At 40.1% G+C, this 17419-nt stretch carries 18 protein-coding genes and 1 pseudogene; 14 read left to right on the top strand and 5 right to left on the bottom strand.

Annotation, left to right across the window (positions count from 1 at the left end; all coding sequences use genetic code 11):
• Window positions 1–2: 2 nt before the first annotated feature.
• From I588_RS26575 to I588_RS22235, 9 genes are all read left to right on the top strand, one after another.
• Window positions 3–2846 (top strand): hypothetical protein, encoded by a 2844-nt coding sequence (locus I588_RS26575; RefSeq protein WP_010756769.1) that lies wholly within the window; start codon window positions 3–5, stop codon window positions 2844–2846.
• A gap of 19 nt (window positions 2847–2865) precedes the next feature.
• Complete coding sequence (locus I588_RS22265) at window positions 2866–3288, top strand: DUF1617 family protein (protein WP_010756770.1); 423 nt, start codon at window positions 2866–2868, stop codon at window positions 3286–3288.
• Between the two features lie 32 nt (window positions 3289–3320).
• Complete coding sequence (locus tag I588_RS22260) at window positions 3321–3542, top strand: hypothetical protein (RefSeq protein WP_010756771.1); 222 nt, start codon at window positions 3321–3323, stop codon at window positions 3540–3542.
• Window positions 3543–3556: 14 nt separating this feature from the next.
• A complete protein-coding gene (locus I588_RS22255; RefSeq protein ID WP_010756772.1) occupies window positions 3557–7237 on the top strand; it encodes a BppU family phage baseplate upper protein in 3681 nt (1226 codons plus the stop codon).
• Entirely contained in the window at window positions 7237–7590 is a 354-nt protein-coding gene (locus I588_RS22250) for a hypothetical protein (protein ID WP_010756773.1), read from the top strand. Before I588_RS22255 ends, I588_RS22250 begins: the two co-directional genes overlap by 1 nt.
• A complete protein-coding gene (locus I588_RS28100) occupies window positions 7590–7718 on the top strand; it encodes a hypothetical protein (RefSeq protein WP_010756774.1) in 129 nt (42 codons plus the stop codon). The genes I588_RS22250 and I588_RS28100 overlap by 1 nt, the downstream gene beginning before the upstream one ends.
• A gap of 69 nt (window positions 7719–7787) precedes the next feature.
• Entirely contained in the window at window positions 7788–8126 is a 339-nt protein-coding gene (locus I588_RS22245; protein WP_010756775.1) for a hypothetical protein, read from the top strand.
• 2 nt (window positions 8127–8128) lie between these two features.
• Window positions 8129–8404, top strand: coding sequence for a phage holin (locus I588_RS22240; RefSeq protein ID WP_010756776.1), 276 nt, complete (start codon window positions 8129–8131; stop codon window positions 8402–8404).
• A gap of 11 nt (window positions 8405–8415) precedes the next feature.
• Window positions 8416–9207, top strand: coding sequence for a C40 family peptidase (locus I588_RS22235; RefSeq protein ID WP_010756777.1), 792 nt, complete (start codon window positions 8416–8418; stop codon window positions 9205–9207).
• A 32-nt stretch (window positions 9208–9239) separates the two neighbouring features.
• Here the strand turns inward: I588_RS22235 and I588_RS27410 are convergent, their stop codons facing one another.
• From I588_RS27410 to I588_RS26570, 4 genes are read right to left on the bottom strand one after another with little or no spacing between them, the layout of a single operon-like run.
• Entirely contained in the window at window positions 9240–9395 is a 156-nt protein-coding gene (locus I588_RS27410) for a hypothetical protein (RefSeq protein WP_010756778.1), read from the bottom strand.
• Between the two features lie 44 nt (window positions 9396–9439).
• Window positions 9440–9697, bottom strand: a complete 258-nt coding sequence (locus I588_RS22230; protein WP_010756779.1) for a DUF5960 family protein — start codon at window positions 9695–9697, stop codon at window positions 9440–9442.
• A 16-nt stretch (window positions 9698–9713) separates the two neighbouring features.
• The gene (locus I588_RS22225; protein WP_010756780.1) at window positions 9714–9989 is read right to left on the bottom strand and encodes a hypothetical protein; all 276 of its coding nucleotides are present in this window, start codon (window positions 9987–9989) and stop codon (window positions 9714–9716) included.
• Window positions 9990–10009: 20 nt separating this feature from the next.
• Window positions 10010–10480 (bottom strand): hypothetical protein, encoded by a 471-nt coding sequence (locus I588_RS26570; protein ID WP_010756781.1) that lies wholly within the window; start codon window positions 10478–10480, stop codon window positions 10010–10012.
• Between the two features lie 106 nt (window positions 10481–10586).
• Here I588_RS26570 and I588_RS22215 point away from each other — a divergent pair, with 106 nt between their 5' ends.
• The gene (locus I588_RS22215; protein ID WP_010756782.1) at window positions 10587–10772 is read left to right on the top strand and encodes a hypothetical protein; all 186 of its coding nucleotides are present in this window, start codon (window positions 10587–10589) and stop codon (window positions 10770–10772) included.
• Between the two features lie 142 nt (window positions 10773–10914).
• Here the strand turns inward: I588_RS22215 and I588_RS22210 are convergent, their stop codons facing one another.
• Window positions 10915–11394 (bottom strand): helix-turn-helix domain-containing protein, encoded by a 480-nt coding sequence (locus I588_RS22210; RefSeq protein ID WP_010756783.1) that lies wholly within the window; start codon window positions 11392–11394, stop codon window positions 10915–10917.
• Window positions 11395–11508: 114 nt separating this feature from the next.
• Here I588_RS22210 and I588_RS22205 point away from each other — a divergent pair.
• From I588_RS22205 to I588_RS22195, 4 genes and pseudogenes are all read left to right on the top strand, one after another.
• A pseudogene (locus tag I588_RS22205) lies at window positions 11509–14316 on the top strand (5'-nucleotidase C-terminal domain-containing protein); the annotation flags it as partial.
• 30 nt (window positions 14317–14346) lie between these two features.
• The gene (locus tag I588_RS28255; RefSeq protein WP_428829818.1) at window positions 14347–14688 is read left to right on the top strand and encodes an LPXTG cell wall anchor domain-containing protein; all 342 of its coding nucleotides are present in this window, start codon (window positions 14347–14349) and stop codon (window positions 14686–14688) included.
• A 187-nt stretch (window positions 14689–14875) separates the two neighbouring features.
• Window positions 14876–16246 carry a class II fumarate hydratase gene (gene fumC, locus I588_RS22200; RefSeq protein ID WP_010756785.1) on the top strand — a complete coding sequence of 457 codons (1371 nt, stop codon included), beginning with the start codon at window positions 14876–14878 and terminating at the stop codon, window positions 16244–16246.
• Window positions 16243–17412 carry an NAD(P)-dependent malic enzyme gene (locus I588_RS22195; protein WP_010756786.1) on the top strand — a complete coding sequence of 390 codons (1170 nt, stop codon included), beginning with the start codon at window positions 16243–16245 and terminating at the stop codon, window positions 17410–17412. Before fumC ends, I588_RS22195 begins: the two co-directional genes overlap by 4 nt.
• Window positions 17413–17419 lie beyond the last annotated feature (7 nt).

Here is a 17419-nt window from a genome sequence, read left to right as displayed (position 1 = left end):
GCATGCTAAAAACAACGAAAGAATTCACAGCAGCAATGCGATCTGACACCCGAAGGATACATGCAAAAGTTGAAATTGATGGAGTTAAGTACCCTGAAGATAGAATTAAAACAATGAGCGGCGACTTGGGCATTTTGTCCGGGTCGTCTTTTTTGATTGGTTCCACTTATAGTAACTCAGTGAAAATTGTATTTGACAGCATCATTGAATCAATCGATCACGATCAAGAGGTGAGAGTATATCTCGGTATTGAGGTTGATCACTGGGAAGAACCTGAAACTCCTATTCAATACGTTTCTATGGGCAAATATTATGTTGAAGACTTTTACAGGAATCGAAATAGTTTAGAAACGACTGTCGAGTTGTCCGATGGATTTCTGTATATGGAGAAACCATATATTTCTAAGCTCGGATATCCTGCCGAGATTCGAAAAGTTGCTTTAGAGATATGTAATCAAGCAGGCATTGAAGTAGATGAAGCTAATTTTTCCCGATTATCTAATCAAAGAATCGGTAAAATTGAAGGGGCTACTTGCCGGGAAGCTATTGGGTATATCGCGCAGTTCCATTCTGGCTTTGCTCATTTTAATCGTGATGGGAAATTCGAAATCAGAAATCTATTAACTACTAATTATGAAATTTCAGATTCTGACTATTTGCTTAAAGGATTAGAAGTGAAAGAGAAACCTTATAGCACAGATGGTATTCAGGTTAAGTTAAGACAGAAGGATAACACTGAGGAAAAGATTCTGATTGCTGGCGCTACGGTCGGTAATATTGTGGAACTTGATAATCCAGTAATGACTCAATCTTTATTAGACGAGATTTGGAGACAAATAAGCTCTATCAGTTTCATTCCTTTTGAAATGGAATGGAGAGGCAACCCTCAACTAGAAGCTGGCGATTGGATTACCATAGTTGATACTGAAGGCCGACGTTTTCATGTACCTCAGTTGCTACAGTCCTTTGATTTCAATGGTGGGCTAAAGATGAAGTCCTCAGCTCAAACGACTTCCGGGTCATCTTCTATCTACAAGTACCGTGGGAGTATCAATCAAGTTATCCAATTTCTAGAAGATCAGATCGCTGCTAATGGAGTTAATAGAATTTTTCATGGATCAGCTACTCCTACTGATCCACGTGAAGGAGATATATGGTTTAAACCTAATGGCCCATATACAGAAATGTGGATCTATGAAGAAGATGCAAGCGGTGTTCTAAGATGGGATTTAAAGGTATCTACTGAGCCTAGCAAAGAACTCTTGACTCTAATCGACAATGCTCAAAAAGAAGCTGAGAAAGCTATTACAGATGCAAATAATGCAAGGTCAATTGCTGAGGATGCTGTAGCTAGGGCTGATAATTCAGCACAAGCAGCTGCGGATGCAAAAAAAGTTGGCGAACAAGCCGTGGAGAATGCTCGGGAAGCTCAGTCAACTGCTGATACAGCAGTGAGTAACGCAAATCAAGCACTAGATAATATTGAGGGTGTTGACAGCAAATTAACAACTGAAATTAGCCGTCTTGATGGTTCACTTTCAACAAAAATAGAACAAACCACATTCGATAAATTAAAGGGATTAGTAGATACTCAGGGTACTCAGATCAGTCAGAACACGACAGAGATAGCCACAAAAGCTAGTCATCAAGAGGTTAATACTATTAGTGGGAGAGTTGACACTCACGAAACTAGGCTGACTCAGAATGAAAAAAGCATAGCGTTAAAAGCTAGTCAATCTACTGTTGACACACTCACTGGAAAAGTATCTGTAGTAGAGACTGAAATCTCTACAATTGCGGGTAAGTTTTCTGCGTTAAGCTCCAAAGTTGAAGGAAATACAACTAAACTCGGCACTTTGGAAAGTAGCTACGATGGGTTGAACAGCACGGTTGCCGTCCTACAGGAGGATGTCTTGGGTAAAGTGGATACTATACAGTTTTCTAATTTGAGTCAAAAGGTTGATACGCTGCAGCTCACTGTTGCTGATAAGGCTGATAAATCACAAATTACAGTATTGACCAATCAAATTTCTTCTGTAGTTCAAGATGTCGAAGGGAATAAATCCTCGATCAATATCCTTAAGGAAGACATTAATCTGGCAGTAAAGAAAGGTGATGTGATCAATCAGATCAATATCAGTCCAGAGTCTATCCTAATCTCTGGTAATAAAATCAGAATTACAGGACAAACGTATATTGAGAATGCTGCGATCAAGAGTGCGGCTATAGCTAGTTTGGATGCTGATAGACTAACAGTTGGTTCTACGTTGAATGCTGCTTTTATTAATGTGATCAATTTGAATGCCTCGAATATCTCAACTGGTTATCTTAGTGCTAACAGGATTGCTTCAAAATCTATAAATGCGGATAAAATCAATGTTACAAGTTTATCTGCAATCTCATCAAACATTGGAACTATAACAGCAGGAAGTATAAAATCAGTAAATATCAGTTCCGCAACAATTGAGGGTGGGACGATTATTTCACCTTTATTTAAAGTACCTGAGATGGAAACAGTTGTGGAATCAACTTGGGATAAAGATAACTACCGAACTCAGATGAAATTTACTAAACGTGGAATATTCATGGTTACCTATGTTTGGGAGTACTTTCCATATGTTGGAACAAGTATGCAATATAACATTTTTCAAATTGAACTGGTTGTTATACGATCTCAGGAACTATATAAAGAAAAGTGGACTGGATCTGGGCGAGGAAGTTCTGTCGAAAATGCTAAACCTTCTGGCGGAACAACCAAACGGCAAAATATCGGATATACGGGCACTTCAGATTATAGTGGGCCTCCTCGAGAATGGGAGTATGTGCGAAACATAAATAAAAATTAGTAGAAATGGTGATATATTTATGGAGTTAAGACTAAAAAACATTGAATTAGGACCAGCGATTAACTTTTTACAGAACTTGTCACTTATAGGGAGAGATAGCCGCAGTCGATCAAAATTGGTAAAACTTATTGCAAAAGCATTCGAGGAGTATTCGGCAGATGAAAAATCACTAATGAAAGAATACAACCTTCTTGATGAAAATGGTTATGTTTTAGATGAACAAAAAAGAAATCCTAGAGATGCTGTGATGTTTAAAAAAGAACAAGAGATTCTCTCTAACGATATTGTAGTAATTGAAGGAGGTATGTTTGCTGATAACTTGAAAGAAATTCCGCGCATCCTTAATGAGTACGAGTCAGAGTTATCTGGCCAAGATGCTGAAATCTATGATCGGCTTTTGGATGAATTTGAAGAAAATATGCAAGACGAGGCCGAAGAATAGGTCTTTCATTTTTTAGAAATGGAGTGAAATAGATGTTAAAAATTAGTAAGTCTATTACTGGTGAATCAATGATCGGTGAGGAACGAGTGATTTATATGAATGCAACCGTTAGCGAAGACCATGAAGGTCCAGCCAGTATTTCTCAGCAAATCAATAATCGTCAATTGTACAACGAAAATAAAGAAGAATGCCGAAGAGATATTGATGACTTCCCAAAGCTAGTTAGAGAAACTGAGGATTCATTAATCAATTAAATGGAGGTGCTTTAATGGCAGAGGTAAATTATCAAAGCTTCTCTTTAGACATTGACAAGGCTGCTTCTAAAAATCTGAATCAAGTTATCACTGGCCGGTTAGGGGATAACCTCTTAACTGGCGTTATTGTGTCAACTTTAGAAAATGATAAAAAATTTGATCTGACTGGATACTCAATCCGTTTTGAAGGTACTACCCATGACGGAACGATTGTCGTGGATGCCGACAATGTTGAGATTGTTAGTTTGAAGGAGGGAACTTTTAAATATACTTTCTCAAATAAAGTTTTTTCTGTACTGGATCAATACCAAACTGCGTATTTTGCTTTTGAAAAGGCAGATCGAAGAGCAACAACCGAGAATTTCATTATCAGTGTTATAGAGGACGTGGACGTTACATGGGAAGAAGCGCAGTCATATATTTCAATTCTCAACGCTCTCATTCGTAAATTCAACACTGAGTGGGATGAGTTCAAGGCAGATAAGACAAAAACGTTCGACGACTTTATCAAAACTAAAGAAACGCAGTATCAACAACTTAGCGATACTGCTAAACAGTTAGGAATTGATTTTGCAGAGCTTCAGTCTTTAGTGACCCAATTGCAGAAAGATGTTTCGGCTATGGAGACAAAAGCAACTCAACTTAGTAAAGACCTTACTGCATTAGACAGTAAGAGCAAAGCGGTAAGTACAGCATTTGATACCACTAAGAAAAATGTTGATACATTAGACGTTACCGTTGCGGACTTGGCGAAGCGTTCGACTGATTTGAAAACTGAAACAACTAATCTAGAAAGTAGAGTTTCCACTCTAAAGACTGACACGACTTCTTTAGAGCAACGAACTGAAGATATCCAACAAGTCCAATCAGAATTGGCAGCCGATGTTACAGAAGTAAGCAAGGCAATTGAGGAGAATGATGTCTATCGGAAAGCAGAAACATTCAATCAGCAGCAAGATGGTGTAAACGTCCTTGACACCATCACAGGAACCAAGCCGACACTTTACAGTGAGACGCTTCTAGCTGACGGCGAGCAGGGGACGGGTAGCATTTTTGTGAAGGATTTGCCGTATGGTGCTAACTATGCAATTGGTACTGGTACATCTAAAACTTTGACGGGTGATGGTAGTAAACAGGCAACAAACAATAACCTATACACTTTATCTGACAAACTTCTAGGGAAGAAAGTTACTGTCTCGGTAGAAGTTGAAAAGAGCGCTGGTGCGACAGGTGAAGGCGTGATTATTGCTATCAAGAATACGTGGCAACAGCTGTTTTCGTTCAAAGTTGCGGATATACCTGCTGGTAGTAAAAAGAAGCTGACTACGACAACTACTATTAGGACAGACGACAATATACAAGCTTTGTACATGCAATCCCAACCCAATAACTCTACTAATCACCTGAACGGAACAATCACTGTCTCTAATTTCAAAATTGAATTAGGTGATACTGCTACCCCTTGGTGCCCTGCGAGCGAAGACTACGGCATTGTACACGGGCAGCCGAATATTTTTACAGGCGCAGCTTCAAGTTCAGAATGGCGGACTCTTACTTTTGGCGGATATTATCATAATGATCTCGCTCAAAGATACATTGTCGGTAAAGATATAAATGTTGGCGATACTATTAGTTCTTCAATAGAGATTGATAACTCTTTAGAGAATTCAGTGACTTATCTAACTAGTCAAGCAACGGTGATCAAGAATGACTCTTCAGCGCCTACGTATCCGGAATCGGGGACATATGTAAATGTGGGTGAAAGTAAGACCATCACATTAAGTTACAAAGTTCAAAGTAATGACGCTGAAATAAACATGAAATTAGCAATGAAGAACCCACAGGAATCGACAACTTTTCGCTACAGGAATGCTCAGATAATTAAAGGTGATGTGAGTCTTTTAGCTGAAGGTTGGAAGCCCGCTCAGCAGAATTCAGGTTTAACTCCTCATAACCCTAAAATATTATCTGAATCAAGAAATCTTTTCTCAGCAGAAAATGCTACACTTGGATACTTTCAAGGGTGGAGCTACAAAAGTGATTTAGAAGCTAATGCTAACCGAGCTTGTTCTGTAAAAATTCCTGTAACGGCGAGTAAAGTATATTCCGTGTATTCACCAATTTTAACTGGTAAAGCGAACTTTATTGTACTAGCTTGTTATGATAGCCAAGACAACAAGACACATATGTACAGAACTGATAAATGGATAGTTCCTGACGCAACTCATACTTCTAGTGCTTCATACAGACCAATAGTTGTGACAATTCCTGCAGGTACTGCTTATGTACGTCTAGCTGTTGATTCGAATGGTGGCGCAATGACAAGAGATAAGTTAGTTGGTTACAATTTAAAGCTTATTGAAGGTGATTTCACTAAGAATGCAGGCATGGTTCCTTTTAGTTCTGATCAATACGCTGCGCTTGCTGATCCATTGAAGTATGTACGGGCTGAGACTTTGCAGGTTGGGCGTGGGGCTGAACTTCAGTTTGATTTTCCTGTTATTGCAGAACTAGAAAAGCGGCATCCGCATCTGTTTGAGAATACTAACTCCGCTGAAAAGACTGATAAATATCTGTCAATCTTAAAATCTGTTAAGTTAGTTGCTTCTTCTCGTGGGGGAGGGCTAAATAGTACGAATACTGCTAACTCAATGAGGTATTATCTGTTACATTTAGAAACAGTCTATGCTAATACATGGTTGTTATCGACAGGAGCACCTGATGCCACTCAATTTCAAACTAAAACTGTCACTTTTACTGGTACGTACCCGAGACAGATTGTTGAAGGAGGGTACAAAATATATGTATCTTCTCGGAAAAACGGGAACCCTGATGTTGGCGCAATAACTGACGGGATTATACCTGCATGGGTGGAAGTCAGAGACATTGCATTAACAGTTGAACTTGAAATTAATGGTAAAACAGTAGTCGAAGAAATTGCTGCGGAAGCTGCAAAAAGCCCTATTGCGGATTTTGCGGGAAGTGGCATTACTCAAACAAACACTTTGGACTTTCAAGGGAAGGTTTCAGGGAGTCATGTTGTTAAACCTCATTGGATAGGAGTTCAATATGCTAATGATCTTCAAGTGCCGAGTCTTTTTAAAACTGAAGTAGTGCAATCACGTTATAACGCTGTGAGTAAATTGGATAATGACACGTTATCTTCTTATTCTTCAGCAGGGACAGCTGATCAGTTTCCCGCTGCATTGATTAGATGGAATATTATTGAGGACTTTAAAAGGCGTTATACTAGTGTATTTGAAGCCTATGGCGCTGTTGATCTAGCTAGTCAAATTGCAGTGATGAAGAAAATTATTGCAGGGTGTAAGTATAGTGTTTGGGGGCGTGGTGTGACACCAGCTGGTAATAAGTTGAACACTGCTTATTGGTTGGATGATACAGTTTATTCTACTCAGAAACCATTCAATGCGACAAACGAGATAAGAGAGATAACTTATCCACTTGATCAAGCGAATGCTATAAGAACAATTGATAAAGACGGATTTGTGAATATACTGGTCTATCCTGATAAGTCAACGGCTGTTGTTAGCTCAGCTCTTTACATTGATTATGCGTGTTTGGAATACACAATCAACCTGAAACTATCAGATATCATTGATGCCCGCATTGCCAAGCAGACAGCGTTGCTGAATCAAGCAATTGCCCGCATTGAGCAACTAGAAGGAGGAAACTGATGAAAACAGTTTATAGAGTAGAAAATGCAGTTATCAAAGAATGGGCTGCACCAGATGATGAAGTAATTGTACGCCCGTTTACTGAGGTTGCTCCACCAGTAGCAGATAACCTAATCATAAAAGGGTTTGACTGGAATAACAGTGAATACATTGTTGAACAAGTTGTTCCTGTCGCTCTTTACGAGGCACAACAAGCGGGCTTTGAAGAATTGGCTATGATTGTCGGAGAACTGTGTGAAGAAGTATTTCCTGCAGAGGAGGAACTGCCTGAAGAGGAAGAACCAGATCTTCCAGTGGAGGAGACAGAAGTTCCAGTTGACGAGACTGCAGATAAAAGCGAGGAGGCTGAGTAATGGTTAACTACTACTTGACGATCATACAGCGAGAAGAACTGACAGAGGTTGAAGCTGAAAAGTATATCAAGTCAAAGGTTCCAGCGATTTGGCGAAAAAAGGTTCAGGAAGAATGGAAGAAACTGTAAAATTAAAAAGTAACATTCGAGGATCACTCTTAATAGGGTGATCTATTTTTATGTAGAAGTTGGTGAGGTATGAATTTCCTAGGATATCCAATTGCTGAGTGGTCCATTTTAGTAGGCCTGATTTTGACTTTAGGAGGATTAATTATTCGACATCTAGGGAAAAGAATGAAGAAATTCGTATCAGATATACTAGCTGATTTCGAAAAAAAAACAATATATCCTCTAATAAAGAGTATTAACGGCTTATCAAATTCCTTTGATAAAGAGACTACATGGGTTCATGATCAGCACAAGGAAGTTATCAAACAGTTAGAAGACCATGACAAACAGTTAGACAATCATGATGAAAAATTGACGGCACACGAAGAAAGAATAAAAACACTGTTCAGAAATCAAGGGAGGAAGTAAGAATGAAACAGAGAGTAAATAACCAAACTATTGCTAGAACGGTGATTTTAGCTTTAGCACTTATAAACCAAATTTTAGCTATCGCAGGCAAGGGAACAATTGATATTGCAGAAAGTGATATCTATCAAATTGCTTCACTTGGAGCTACAGTGATCACCACTCTGATTGCATGGTGGAAAAACAATAGTTTCAGTAAGGACGCTATTGAAGCAGATGATTATTTAAATGAGCTGCGTAAGTATCCTGTAAAAGATGACCATGAAAACAATGTGAGATAGGAGGAATCATTATGGCTAGCATAGATGGAGTAATGGATTTTATGTTCAGTAAGCAAGGAAAAGTCAGATACTCTATGGCTGCTCGTATGGGTCCATATTCGTACGACTGTTCCAGTGCAGTTTTCTTTGCTTTGATTGCTGGAGGCTTCTTGAAGCAAGGAACTGGTATTGGCAACACGGAAAGCCTGTATCGCTTAGAAGGCACGCTTTTAACTCCGATTAGTCGATCGCAGGTTCGTCGAGGTGATATATTTGTCGCAGGCAAAAAGGGCGGATCAAGCGGTTCTGCAGGTCACACAGGTATTTTTATCGATAACGACCGTATTATCCATTGCACATATTCAAAAGCGAACGCAAACTTTGCTGTAACGCCCGCAAAGGGATGGATGGGTGACTATAGTGGTCTGCCAGTTTATTACTACAGACTGAAAGGTTCTGGAGTAACGGGACCGACCGAAAGTGTTACACAACAACGTATCTTGGCTATTGATGGCTCCTGGGGGCCTGCTACAACGCGGCGGCTACAGGAAGTATTAGCTTGTAGTATCAGAGATGGTGTGATTAGTGGACAGATTCGGAATAGAGCGAATGCTAACATTCCTTCAGTGCAGTTTGGTTCCGGGGGGTCCGCGGTAATTCGCGCTCTTCAAATTAGGCTTGGGGTTACAGCTGATGGCAACTTCGGACCTGATACCTGCAGAGCATTGCAAGCTAGAATGGGTACTATCCAAGATGGAGAGATCAGCCCGATTTCCGATTGCGTCAAAGAGATGCAGCGTAAGTTGAACGAGAACAAAATTTAATAAAAATAGCCCTCACTATGTGGGGGCTTAAGTTAGATCAACAAAGACATTTGAGCGAAGAGCAACAAGAAGTCAATCATCACTTTTGCGTCATGTTCAGTTAGGTAAGTTACTTCAAAAATACTTCCGCAAATTTCCTCGTGGAATAGTGAAATAGTGCAGCGTGATTCGTCATGAACTATGATCATTGCGTATCCTCCTTTCAATAAGAAGATACGCAATTTATCAACTTCTATTTCACAAAACTAAAACCTTGATAAAAGAATTTCTTATTAGCCTTTTTGAAACTAAAACGCATATCTTTATTGAATGAATTGTTGATCGCAGGATATATGAAATATTCAATTTTTTGGCTCTCCATTAAAAAGATAATATCTTCAATTATGGAGAAAGCTGGCAACAGTCCTTCGTTTAAAATATTGTACTTTTCAAAATCTTCACAGAATTTTTTTCCGGTCTCAAAGTCTAATTCATTATTTATTTGTAACATATGGACACCCCTGATACTAGTTCATTACATTCTGCTTGGGAATTTCAAGATATTCAAATTCCATCATTATTTTGGTTTTTCCAATGACACCGTATTTTCTAATTACAAATTGTTTCTTGCTATTATATTCACCCAGCACAGAAATTCTCATACCATCCTCTACGTCAGCTAAAAAGTTAAGAGAATGACTGGCAATTAAGCAGTTGATACTATCTATTTTGAAATATACTAGCGGTCGTTCTGACATCTTGAGAATTTTAATTCTGCTGACGATTCCTGTTTTCGATTCCATTTGAGCACTCCTAAAATGTCCTAATTAATTTCTTCATCATTGCCTAAAGAATTCATTCTATCGTAGGCAAAAGAGACCAACTTATCTAAACTAAGTTGAAAATCCAAAATTTCATTGAATTGAATATCATTAATCCTTTTATTCGGGTTTTCCTTTAAAAAAGAAGCTTTTGTGATACCATATTTCTCAATCAGATGTTCATGCAACTCTCCATAGGTTCTTGTTTTTGCCATAGAGTCATATTTAGCTTTTGCCTGTTTGTTTGTAATTTTTAGGTCTTGGCCGAAGCCGCTCATCACAAGGATAATTTCAAAAGTGTATTCAGGATACATTTCATTTAATTCATTCTCAATATCTATCTTTTCTTGTTTTCCAAAAATCGGATGTTCATCTAAGCAGATATGACTAGTCCTGTTAGTTTTCGCTTTTTCAAGGTGATCTAATAGTTCTAAATCTTCAATCAGTTTTTTAACAGTTAATTTATCATTCATAGAAACGCTCCTCATCTTTTTTTAATATTATACGAACAAACGTTCTCTGTTGTAAAGCGAACACTTTTTTAAGAATTCTGATATAATCGGTGTCGAGGTGAAGAAAATGGAATCTTATGAAGAACAAATCGTTAAATTAAGAGTAGGAGAAATTAAGGAAATAGAGGTAAGTAAAGATAATTTCTTTTTGTGGAGAGAAACTTGGTTGAAGCAGGAAGATAAAAAATTTTTCAGGGGAATCGCTGCACACAAGGGTAACGTTACTTATGTTTACGATGAAAGTGTAATATAAAAAGCGACGCTCTAACTGAGGTCGCTTTTCGCAATATTCATTAATTATTAGTCTAGATAATTTAGCATAGTTGTTTTATAGCGTTAATATAGCAACAATTTTAAGTAATAGCATGTTTGTAAAATAAAAAATCTAAGAAATACTATTTGTATTTTGGTCTTGCTTGTGGAGCACCATATCTTTTTGCCTCTTTAAGCAACTGTCTCTCATGGTCACGTTTACCAACATCTAACAAACGTTTCCAAACAGGTATCATAACGCCCTCATGTTCATCTAAGTCCAAATACTTGCCAATAGCTACACTTGAAATCGCAAGTTGCAATGGATTCTCTAACTCTTGTACTTTAAAAGCCTGATAAGTTTTGTATAGTTCTTGATAGAAAGACAGTTGCCTTTCTTCCAAACTATTACTGCTATTACGTTGACCTATCCCAATATCGTTTATTGTTACTCCTAATCCATCAGCAAGCTTTGCGAGATTGCCTAGTGTAGGATCTGTATTTTCGATTCCCCATCGTTTAATTTGGCCTGGACTAAAATTTAACTTTCGTTCTAATGAGCCTAGACTTTCTCCGCGTTGTCGGCAAAGAACACCTACTTTGTCCAATGAAACTTGAACCATCTTAATCCTCCTTAATCATTAATCCTTACAAAGTAATTATACAAACGTACGTTCTTGTTTGTAAAGGGATATTTTCAACGTATTTAATACTAAAATGCTCAATTACAATATTAGGTAATAAGCATCACCACTCCCCATATACCGAAGTGGGATGGAGATAAGGTCGCTAGTCTAGAATTTACCGCGTTAAAGGATGGCGCTGAGAAGGCGGTTCAAGAGTTAAAAGGAAAAGGAGCCGATGTTATCGTAGCTTCGATCCACGCGGGAAGACAGGATGCTGATCCAGCTGCAGCTGCAGATACAGTCATCAACAACGTTCAAGGAATCGATGCCTATTTGTTGGGACACGATCATCGGTCATTTGCTGAAACAGTAACAGGAGTAGACGGCAAACAGATTCCAATTGCCGGACCTAAAGATACTGGCACGCAAATGATGCAAATTGATTTAGATGTCGCAAAAGAAGAGGAGCAATGGGTAGTTAAAAACTCGGCTGCTCAAATTGTTGATACCACCAAGTATCCGGCCGATAGTCAATTAAAAGCTGAAACGGAAGAATATCACAACAAGACCAAAGACTTTATTGATGCTGTAATCGGCAAAGCTAGCGGCGATTTCTTGCCAAAAGAAGAAATCAAAGGGATTCCGGAAGCTCAGCTGCAGCCAACGGCAATGATTTCGTTAATCAACAATGTTCAGCGTTCAGTTACAGGTGCTGATCTATCCGCTTCAGCTTTATTTAAAGCAGACAGCAAACTACCAGCAGGAGATCTTACCTATTCCAATGTCTTTGATATTTACAAATATCCTAATACATTAGTAAAAGCTAAAATCACTGGTGAAAATCTGTTGAAGTATATGGAGAATCAGGCTGCTTATTACAATACTCCAAAACCGTCAGATGTTACCTTGAGTTTTAACCCAGAAATTCGGGTATACAATTACGATATGTTCTCAGGTGTTGATTATACAATTGATGTGTCTAAACCAGTAGGTGAACGAGTTACGGCAACTATCGGTGGGCAACCAGTTGATCCAGCCAAAGAATTTACGATTGCGATTAACAATTATCGTTACGAAGGTTTAGTTGAGTCAGGTATTTTGGCACCAGATAGTTTGGTCATGAATACAGATCCGCAAACCTTACGAGGGTTAATTGTCGAATATATCACTAAAAAAGGAACCATTGATCCAGCCAAGGAATTAGAAGACAACTGGGAAGTTGTAGGTACAAACTTTGATCAAAAATGGCGTGATTTAGCGAAACGATTGGTCGATGAAGGCAAACTTACCATTAAGCCATCTGCTGACGGACGTACACCAAATGTCGTACCAATTACTAAAGCAGATATTCGTGCAGCACTGGAAGCAGAGGGTTCTTCTCAACCAGTGACAATCATGCACACCAATGATGTACATGGTCGTCTGGAGGAAAATGCTGGAAACAATACTCTAGGAATGGCGAAGTTGAAAACAGTTAAAGAGGCGCTGGCTCCAACCTTAACGATTGATGTCGGTGACGTGTTCCAAGGGCTGCCGATTTCTAATTATTCGGAAGGTCGTCAGATGGCGAAGGTTCTGAATGAGGTCGGCTATGATGCGATGGTAGTCGGAAACCATGAATTTGATTTTGGTTATGATGTAGCAATGGAATACAAGGATTTGTTGAATTTTCCAATCCTTTCAGCGAACACTTTTAAAGATGGCAAGCCTGCTTTCGAAGCTTCAACAGTGGTTGAAAGAAATGGTCAAAAATTTGCGATTATCGGGTTAACCACTCCAGAGACCGCGGTGAAAACTCACCCGAAAAATGTTGAAGGGGTAACCTTTGAAGATCCGTTAAAAACAGTTAAAGCAGAAATCGAGCGTTTGAAGGATCAACAAATCGATGTTTATGTAGTAGCAGGACATTTAGGGATCGATGAAACTACTCCAACCGAATGGCGGGGCGATTATGTCGCAAAAGAGTTGGACAAGGCCTATACAGATAAAAACATTGTCTTTTTAGACGGCCACTCCCACACCGAAAGTGAGCAACGCTTTGGCAAGGTGCTTTATGCGCAAACTGGGAATTATTTGAACAATGTAGGGGAAGTAACAGTCGATGTAGCAGATCCTGAAGAAAGCACTGCTGTTTTGCATCCTTATGCCAGCTTAAGTGCTTATGAACCAAATGCTGCTATTGCGGCATTAGTCCAAGCAGCTAAAGATGAATTCGATGTCGCAAATAGCGAAGTGTTGATTCCAAATAATACTATTTTCTTTAATGGACAACGGGAAAATGTTCGTACCCGTGAAACCAACTTAGGGAATTTAATTGGTGATGCAATGTGGGCTTACGGCCAAGAAGGCTTTAGCGAACCGACTGATTTTGCCATGATGAACGGCGGCGGAATCCGCGAGAATATTGAAGCCGGTCCAATTACTCGAGGACATATTATTGCCGTTCTACCTTTTGGCAACAGTATTTCTCAAATTAAAGTAAAAGGCTCGCAAATTAAAGAAATGTTTGAATACTCTGTTCGTTCGGAAGCACAAAAGGATGCGGATGGAAATGTTCTCACGGATGAAGAAGGTCAACCATTACTAGGTGCGAATGGCGGCTTCCTGCATATCTCAAAATCAGTGAAGTTCTACTACGATTCCAATAAGCGCGGTTCAACTGAAGATAAAGTTGGTGAACGTGTCTTACAAATTGAAATCTACAACCGCAAAACGCAAGAGTTTGAGAAGCTTGATGCTAATAAGACTTACAATCTGGCAACCAATGATTTCCTTGCGGCAGGTGGGGATGGCTATGACATGTTAGGCGGCTCCCGAGAAGAAGGACCTTCTTTAGATAGTGTCCTAATTGATTATCTGCAAAGTGCAACGAAATTAAGAGCACTGGATGCCAACAATGTTGATCTAAACGATTATCAGGTTGAATTGTCCCAAGACCGGATTATTCCGATGTCTGAAGCCAAATTTAATGAAATGAACAAGCCAGCACCAGAGCCAGGCAAAGACGGTGAAGATGGCAAAGATGGTGAAAACGGCAAGGACGGTCAAAAAGGTGATAAAGGCGACCAGGGAGACAAAGGAAAAGATGGAACCGGGACGGATGGAAAAACCGGAACAGACGGCAAAGGGAATCAAACCGGTGTGATCACTCACACTGCTCAACCAGTCAGCACTAAGAAGCAATACCCAAGTACGGGTGAAAAGGTGGCTACGTATGGATTTGCTGGCCTATTGCTTGTGGCTGGATCAGCAGGTACATGGGTTTGGTACAACCGGAGAAAAGCATCGTAGAAACAAAGTAAAGAGAGAAGATCAATTTTTGGATAAACATGAAGTATTTCTAGCAAAGTAATTCAAAAATATTTTTAAGCAGTCTAGACCCGAACTTTCCCAAAGGTTTCGGGTCTTTTTTTTAAGGAAAACTACCAAAAAGGCCCAAAATAGGTGATAATTGAAAAAAAGTCAAAGGAGCAATGCTATGCAGACGAGAATAGAACGAGACTCGATGGGAGAAATTGAAGTACCAATAGATGCCTTATGGGGAGCTCAAACTGAGCGCAGCCGTCAAAATTTTAAAATTGGGGGCGAAAAGATGCCGCCGGAATTACTAGAGGCGCTGGTATTAGTCAAAAAAACTGCGGCAGCAGCCAACCAAGTAACAGGTAAATTATCCAATGAAAAAGCTGAAGCGATTAAGTCAGCCGCTGATCAGCTATTAAAAGAACAGCGCTGGGATGCTTTTCCGTTAGTTGTTTGGCAGACCGGCAGCGGCACACAAAGCAATATGAATGCCAACGAAGTAATTGCCCATCTAGCTAGTGACAGTACGTTGAAGGTCCATCCTAATGACGATGTCAATATGTCACAAAGCTCCAACGATGTCTTTCCTACCGCAATTCATGTGGCAGGTACCTTAGCGATAGAGAAAAAATTGCTGCCAATGATTGAAAAAACCGTAGCGGCGCTAAAAGAACTAGAAGAAGCCAATCGCGAGGTGATCAAAATAGGCCGCACCCATTTGCAGGATGCGACACCAGTTACCTTTGCCCAGGAAATCAGCGGCTGGCGGGTAGGCTTAGAACGTAACCGCAAGATGCTGATTGAAAGTCTAGCTGAATTAAAGCAGCTGGCGATTGGCGGAACCGCCGTCGGAACTGGGTTAAATGCTTCATCAGCTTATGAAGAAGCTTTTTTAGAAGCATTGCATGGAGAAACGGGGATTCATTTTATCGGTGAAGAAAATAAATTCCATGCTTTAGCGAATCGGGATGCGGTCGTATTTGTCAGTGGTGCATTGAAGGCACTGGCAGCAAATTGCCTGAAGATGGCTAACGATGTTCGCTGGTTGGCTAGCGGTCCTCGCAGCGGGTTAGGTGAGATTTCCATTCCTGCCAACGAACCCGGAAGCTCCATTATGCCAGGTAAAGTAAACCCAACCCAGTGTGAAGCATTGTCAATGGTTGCGGTACAGGTTATGGGCAATGATGCGGCAATTGGGATCGCAGCTTCGCAGGGAAACTTCGAATTAAATGTTTATCTGCCAGTGATTGTTTTTGATCTGCTGCAAAGTATTCGTTTATTAGGAGATGCCCTGGAATCTTTCACCGAGCACTGCTTAGTGGGAATCACCGTCAATAAGGAACGAATGGCTGAATTATTGTCCCGTTCACTTATGCTGGTAACAGCTTTGAACAGTCACATTGGTTACGATAAAGGAGCAGAGATTGCTAAAAAGGCCTTTAACGAAGGAACAACTTTAAAAGAGGCCGCTCTGACTCTTGGTTACGTGACAGAGGAAGAATACGATCAGTGGGTACGCCCGGAAAAAATGATAGGAGAAAACAGATGAACATTTATGAAGAAGCCTTAGAAGTCCATAAAAAATGGCGAGGAAAAATTGGTGTGGCTGCCAAGGCCAAAGTAGTGGATCGTCACGACTTATCTCTAGCGTATACACCTGGTGTGGCTGAGCCTTGTCGGGAGATACAAAAGGATGTCAGTAAAGCCTACGATTATACTTGGAAAGGTAATACAGTCGCAGTAGTTACTGATGGGACAGCTGTTTTAGGCTTAGGAGATATTGGACCAGAGGCCGCCTTGCCAGTAATGGAAGGCAAAGCTTTACTATTTAAGGAATTCGCAGATATTGATGCAGTGCCCATTTGTTTGGACACCAAAGATCCGCAAGAGATTATTCAAATTGTTAAAGCATTGGCACCAACCTTTGGGGGCATTAATTTGGAAGATATTAGCGCACCCCGCTGTGTCGAAATTGAACGGGCACTAATCGAAGCCTTGGATATCCCTGTTTTCCACGATGATCAGCATGGAACAGCAGTAACTGTAACGGCAGCGCTAATTAATGCATTGAAGCTAGTTAAGAAACAACCCGAAAATTTAAAGGTAGTGGTTTCAGGGACTGGGGCTGCGGGCAGTGCAATTATCCATATGCTGGTACACTTCGGGATCAAACACATTACCGCCTTCAATAAATTTGGTGCCTTACATGAAGGAATGACCGATGCCACCTTTGTAGAAGAAGAGATTTTAGCATTGATTCAGCCAAAGAATTTCACCGGAACGATGGCTGAAGCGTTTGAGGGAGCGGATGTTTTTATCGGAGTTTCTGCCCCTAACTTAGTTACGAAAGAAATGGTGGCTTCCATGAATCAAGGCAGCATCATCTTTTCAATGGCTAATCCTGATCCAGAGATTACCTATGATGAGGCCTTAGCTGGCGGAGCAGCCATAGTCGGGACTGGCCGTTCTGATTTTCCAAATCAAATCAACAATGTCCTAGCCTTTCCAGGAATTTTCCGGGGAGCCTTTACAGCCGAGGCGAAAAAGATTACGCCAAACATGCAGTTAGCTGCAGCTCATGCCATTGCTGACTCGATTGATGAGAGTCGTTTAACCAGTGATTTCATCATTCCATCGGTTTTTGACAAACAAGTAGTAGAAGCGATCACGCTTAAGGTAGCAGAGGCGGCTGTTAAAGATGGTGTAATACGGTAAATACAAC

Origin of the sequence: Enterococcus pallens ATCC BAA-351 (assembly GCF_000407485.1) — a bacterium.
In the GTDB taxonomy this organism is placed as follows: Bacteria; Bacillota; Bacilli; order Lactobacillales; family Enterococcaceae; genus Enterococcus_A; species Enterococcus_A pallens.
The sequence above is the reverse complement of the archived record's forward strand: the minus strand, read 5'-3'. Positions and strand labels throughout refer to the sequence as shown.